The 4,620-nt window shown below is 66.3% G+C and carries 7 protein-coding genes; 3 read left to right on the top strand and 4 right to left on the bottom strand.

Annotated features, from left to right (window positions below; genetic code table 11):
* Positions 1–119 precede the first annotated feature (119 nt).
* Positions 120–287, top strand: coding sequence for a hypothetical protein (locus G6016_RS14930; RefSeq protein ID WP_182633405.1), 168 nt, complete (start codon positions 120–122; stop codon positions 285–287).
* Positions 288–293: 6 nt separating this feature from the next.
* Here G6016_RS14930 and G6016_RS17555 read toward each other — a convergent pair whose 3' ends face one another.
* Positions 294–566: a DUF3618 domain-containing protein gene (locus G6016_RS17555; protein ID WP_182633406.1), complete on the bottom strand. Its 273-nt coding sequence runs from the start codon at positions 564–566 to the stop codon at positions 294–296.
* 152 nt (positions 567–718) lie between these two features.
* Here G6016_RS17555 and G6016_RS14940 point away from each other — a divergent pair, with 152 nt between their 5' ends.
* Positions 719–1,225, top strand: a complete 507-nt coding sequence (locus G6016_RS14940) for a redoxin domain-containing protein (RefSeq protein ID WP_182633407.1) — start codon at positions 719–721, stop codon at positions 1,223–1,225.
* 8 nt (positions 1,226–1,233) lie between these two features.
* Positions 1,234–1,977, top strand: coding sequence for a TetR/AcrR family transcriptional regulator (locus tag G6016_RS14945; RefSeq protein WP_182633408.1), 744 nt, complete (start codon positions 1,234–1,236; stop codon positions 1,975–1,977).
* Positions 1,978–2,189: 212 nt separating this feature from the next.
* Here G6016_RS14945 and G6016_RS14950 read toward each other — a convergent pair whose 3' ends face one another.
* From G6016_RS14950 to G6016_RS14960, 3 genes are all read right to left on the bottom strand, one after another.
* Positions 2,190–3,122: a type IV toxin-antitoxin system AbiEi family antitoxin domain-containing protein gene (locus G6016_RS14950; RefSeq protein ID WP_182633409.1), complete on the bottom strand. Its 933-nt coding sequence runs from the start codon at positions 3,120–3,122 to the stop codon at positions 2,190–2,192.
* A gap of 467 nt (positions 3,123–3,589) precedes the next feature.
* On the bottom strand, positions 3,590–4,057 hold the full coding sequence (acpS, locus tag G6016_RS14955) for a holo-ACP synthase AcpS (protein WP_182633410.1): 468 nt from the start codon (positions 4,055–4,057) through the stop codon (positions 3,590–3,592).
* Positions 4,058–4,113: 56 nt separating this feature from the next.
* Positions 4,114–4,620 (bottom strand): hypothetical protein (locus tag G6016_RS14960; RefSeq protein ID WP_182633411.1); only part of this gene is annotated, 507 nt, incomplete at its 5' end.

Genomic DNA, 4,620 nt, shown 5'->3' on the forward strand with positions numbered 1-4,620 from the left:
TGGCCCGCGACATCGCCACCCTCGGCGGTGGGGCCGGCGGCCTCGGCGAGGCTTGATGGGACGGCGAGGGCTGCGCGTACGGCGGGGCCGGCGGGAACGGCGGGACCGGCGAGCCCCAAATGGCAACCGGGCCCGCACGCCGAAACGGCGACGGGCCCGGTGACACGGGAACCGATTTCGACCTCGGGCTCACACCGATCCGCGACCAACTCGCCCACCTGGAGACGCTCGTGGGCGTGCCGCCGGAAGGGGTGACGCAGAAAGAGGTGGCGCCGGAGGAGCGCTGAGGCGGATCAGCCCCGACGGGCCTCCAGGTAAGCCTCGATGCGCTGACGCTCCTTGCGCTTGTTGGCCGCCGAGAAGGCGATTCCGCCGATGACCAGGGCTGCGACGCCGCCGATGACGGCGAGCACACGCGGATCCTTGAGCACGGCGGTGGCCTTCTCCTTGCCCTCGGTGGCGAGGTTCTTGGGGTTGACCCGGTCGGCGAGCTCATCCAAGGTCGTCGCGAGATCGTCCCGGGCCTTGGCGATATCGCCCTCGATGCTGTCGTAACTCCTGGACACGAGACCTCCGTCAATCGCACGACCGCGGGCCTCCCCGCGGGTTTCTGACTCCGCCCACGCTACTGCACCGGACGAGGATTCGCGCCCGGGCACCGACGCATCGGATAGGTTAGTGGGGTCCGAGAAGTCCCGACCCGACCCCAGGAGCACCGGTGAGCACACCACGGCTCGAGGTGGGCCAGACCGCCCCCGCCTTCACCCTCCCCGACGCCGACGGGAACCCCACGTCGCTCGACGAGCTGATCGCGGACAACGGCAAGGTGCTCGTCTACGTGTACCCGGCGGCCATGACCCCCGGCTGCACCACCGAGACCGTGGACTTCGAGAACGCCCTCCAGCAGCTCCGGGACGCCGGGCTGGGCGTCGTGGGCGTCTCGCCCGACAAGCCGGAGAAGCTCGCCCGGTTCCGCGACAAGCACGGCATCACCTTCCCGCTGCTCTCGGACCCGGACAAGACCATGCTCACCGAGTGGGGTGCGTTCGGCGAGAAGAAGAACTACGGCAAGGTCGTGATGGGCGTCATCCGCTCGACGTTCGTGGTGGAGGCCGACGGCACGCTGTCCATGGCCCGCTACAACGTCCGCGCCAAAGGTCACGTCGCGATGATCGCCAAGCTCCTGGGCGTGGAGCTCCCCGAGCCCGAGTCCGCCGAGGGCTGAGACGGCGCATGACACTCGAGCCATCCGAGAATCCCGAGAGCTCGACGCCGGACTCCGGGGGCGCGAGCACCGACGATCCGGTTCAGAACGAGCCCAACATCCTGGTCCCCCGCCGCCGCCCCATCCAGGAGCGGAGCAGGCGGAAGTTCCAGGCACTCCTGTCTTCCTCCCGCGAGGTTCTCGTGGAGATGGGCTTCGACTCGTTCACCTGTGAAGAGGTCGCCTCCCGCGCCGGAGTGCCCATCGGCACGCTGTACCAGTTCTTCGCCAACAAGTACGTGCTGGTGTGCGAGCTGGACCGCCAGGATGCGCACGGCGTGATCGAGGAGATCGAGCGTTTCGCGCAGAAGATCCCCGCACTCGACTGGCCGGAACTCCTCAACGATTTCCTCGAGCATCTGGCCGACCTGTGGCTCCGCGATCCGTCCCGTCGTGCCGTGTGGCTGGCGACGCAGGCCACCCCCGCCACCCGAGCCACCGCGGCGGTCAACGAGCGCGAGATCGCCCGAATGATCGCCAGCGTCCTGGCGCCGCTCATGCCCGCGACCGACCGCGAACGCCGGGCCTTCATGGCCGAGGTCCTGGTGCACGTGTCGTACTCGATGCTCAACTTCTCGGTCAGCACCGGGCACAGCGCGAGCATTTCGGAGGGCGGCAACGTGGAGGAAGTCCACGACGCGACCGTCACCGAACTCAAACGGATGCTCACGGCCTACTTGTGGCTGGCGGAAAAGGAAGCCCAGGTCGACTGACCGGATAGCCGTCGGCCAAGCGGAACTGATCACCGACGTTGTGCTGAAGGTCGGCTAGATTACCCGCTGACCATGCGCCCCCGAAATTTCGATCCGCCCCTGCAATTCCGATCCGCCCCTCCGATTCGCCGTCGCTCTCCGGCCCCCGCGCGCATGTCGCAATCTGAAGCGCGGATCGTGAATGGCCTCGAATCTGAAGGGCGGATCGCGCATCAGGCCGACGCGTTCGACTCCATCATCCGCCGCAGCCGATACATGAGCCCCATCGGGCGCTCAATGTCCGCCCATCTCCAATGGATCACCCGGAACCCGAGCGCCACCAGTCGCGCATCTCGGTCCTTCTCCGCCTCGAGTCGACGTCGCGTTTCCGTTTCATCGGCACCATCAAAATATTTGCCGACTCCATCGCATTCCCCGATGATCCCGAATTCAGGCCAGAAGAAATCCACCCGCGCGACGAAGTTGCCCGACTCGTCCAAGATGTCGACCTGTGTCTCCGGCTCTGGAAGTCCGAAGTCGCTGAACAGAATCCTGCTTCGGGTCTCGGCGACGCTCTCACTTTTGCGATCGGCCAGTTCGATGGTTTTTCGAGCTCGCTTGACGCCGGCACGGCCTGCAGCTCGAACGAGCGCCTCATTCAAAGAACTCTCGGTGATCAGCCCCGAATTCAGTCCGGCATCAACCACCACTGCAGCGACATCAGAGTCGCACACTCTCGCTATATCGATGATCGTCCGTTCCGCACTCGTGGCCAAGACCCCATCAACCGTGACGATTTCATCCGAGGCGATCGGACACAGGTCATGCCTCACCCGGCGGGTTGACCTGGAACGTTGTGCCTGGCCATATCGCGAGATCGAGGTTTGACGAAGAGGTAGACCCCAATCAGGAAGTCCGTGGATCAACGCCGCCGACCAGTGGGTAAAAACCGGCTGTCCAAACGCGGCATTCACTGCGAGCACCAGGAGTCTGTGACGATCTGCCCTGCGGAACTCGCCGGTGTGCGCGTTCACGTAGTAGCCCGGCCGCAGCCGTACGAGTTCACCAGTCGTCACGGCGCGTCCGAGTGACTGCGTGCTGTATCCGCGGCCGATCAGCTGGTCAGTGGTCAGTATGTGAGGTCGAAGCTCATCAATGCTGGTCATGCGCTCATGCTCGTGGACAGCAACGCCCGCACTGTTCGACAAATCGGATAAACGCACAGGAACTGTGGATACCGACGGGGCTGTGAATCGATCCGGAATTCGCTCTGACCAGCATGTGTGAAATCCCCAACGGCGACCAACTGCCGAACTACGTCCTCCGATTCCAGTTTTCTCGCTGACACAGCCGGACCCGGCGCGCGCTGCGGTTCTCGAACGGCTGAGGCTCTCGAACGCCCGACATCCTGTTCTCTTCCCGGAGCCTGCGCGTCGTTGCCGATTCGCCTTCCGGTCTCGATGCACCCTCCCCTGTGCGATCTGCCCGTCGGGTTGCGTCTTGCGCGCGGGGGCCGGAGAGCAAGGGGGAATCAGACGGGCAGATCGTTGAAGGAGCACAATTTCGAGGGGCGTATCGCCATCACAAGTGCAGATTTGCAGCAGTCAGCCAGTGTTGACCTGCTCTCCAGCAGCTACGGGCCTTCGAGTACGACGAACGCCACGGCGGTGTCGCCGTCGTGACTGAGCGAGACGTGCCAGCGAACGTCCTGCCCCACTGTCGCGGCGACCTGCCGTGCCACCTCACCGCTGAGCCGAACCGCCGGCCTCCCCCAGGCGTCGCAGACCGTCTCGATCTCCTGCCAGCGCAGCAGATCCGGCGCGATTGGCGGCGGAGAGCCGTACAGCGCAGCGGACCAAGCCTTGATCACAGCTTCCTTCACCGCCCACCGGCCGGCGAGATGACGAGCCAGGGGGTCCTCCCGCCTCGCGGGCGCAGAGCTACTCGGATCAGCCCCTCGAGCGGCAGCGCGCTCGCGGCATTGCCGTCTCTCGGTGGCGGTGAACGCGTCCGCAAATCGGGTACCCGGTTCCGCCAGAGAAGCGGCGAAGGCGCCGAGGTCGACAGTGTCGACCCCGACGCCTCGAACGCCCCCACTCACGCCGCAGCGCTCCCGGGTTCGTTCACCGTCATCCCGTGCTCAATCATGGAACCGAATCACTCGTCGCCGGCGCCGGTCGATGCGGACAGCACGCCGTCGTCGTCGATTCGGGCGGCCGGATCCAGCAGGACCGCGGCCTCGCGCTCCTTGACCTCGTCGCTCGAGCCCTCGCCCAGTCGACGTGCCTCCGGCCGAACGTACAGGGACTCGCCGCCGTAGAGGGCGTCCACCAGTCGACGGGCGCCGGAGCGCTCGCGCTCGTGGGCGACCTCGCGGATCCGCTCGGCTTCGTCCTCGCCGAACTCGGCGGCCACGGCCCGGTGGAAGGCCTCCGGGTGCGTCACGGCGATGAGCCCGGAGACGTGACCGAAGCCCAGCGAGGTGAGCAGGCCGGCCTTGAGCGCCATGTCGCCGCCCAGCTGCAGGGTCTCGCGCAGCCACACCAGGTGCGGGTGGTGGTCCAGCACGTCGTCGACGCAGTCCAGCGCGCGGTTGGGCGGGATGGTGCCCGAGCGCAGCATCTGGGTGAGCCCGATGAGCTGGAACGCGGCGGCGCCGCCCTT

Origin of the sequence: Dietzia aerolata (assembly GCF_014144865.1) — a bacterium.
Classification (GTDB): domain Bacteria; phylum Actinomycetota; class Actinomycetes; order Mycobacteriales; family Mycobacteriaceae; genus Dietzia; species Dietzia aerolata.

Bases quoted from the DNA above. Each gene is read 5' to 3' on its own strand.
- G6016_RS14930 (WP_182633405.1), top strand. From the start codon at position 120: ATGGCAACCGGGCCCGCACGCCGAAACGGCGACGGGCCCGGTGACACG.
- G6016_RS14945 (WP_182633408.1), top strand. From the start codon at position 1,234: ATGACACTCGAGCCATCCGAGAATCCCGAGAGCTCGACGCCGGACTCC.
- G6016_RS14950 (WP_182633409.1), bottom strand. From the start codon at position 3,122: ATGACCAGCATTGATGAGCTTCGACCTCACATACTGACCACTGACCAG.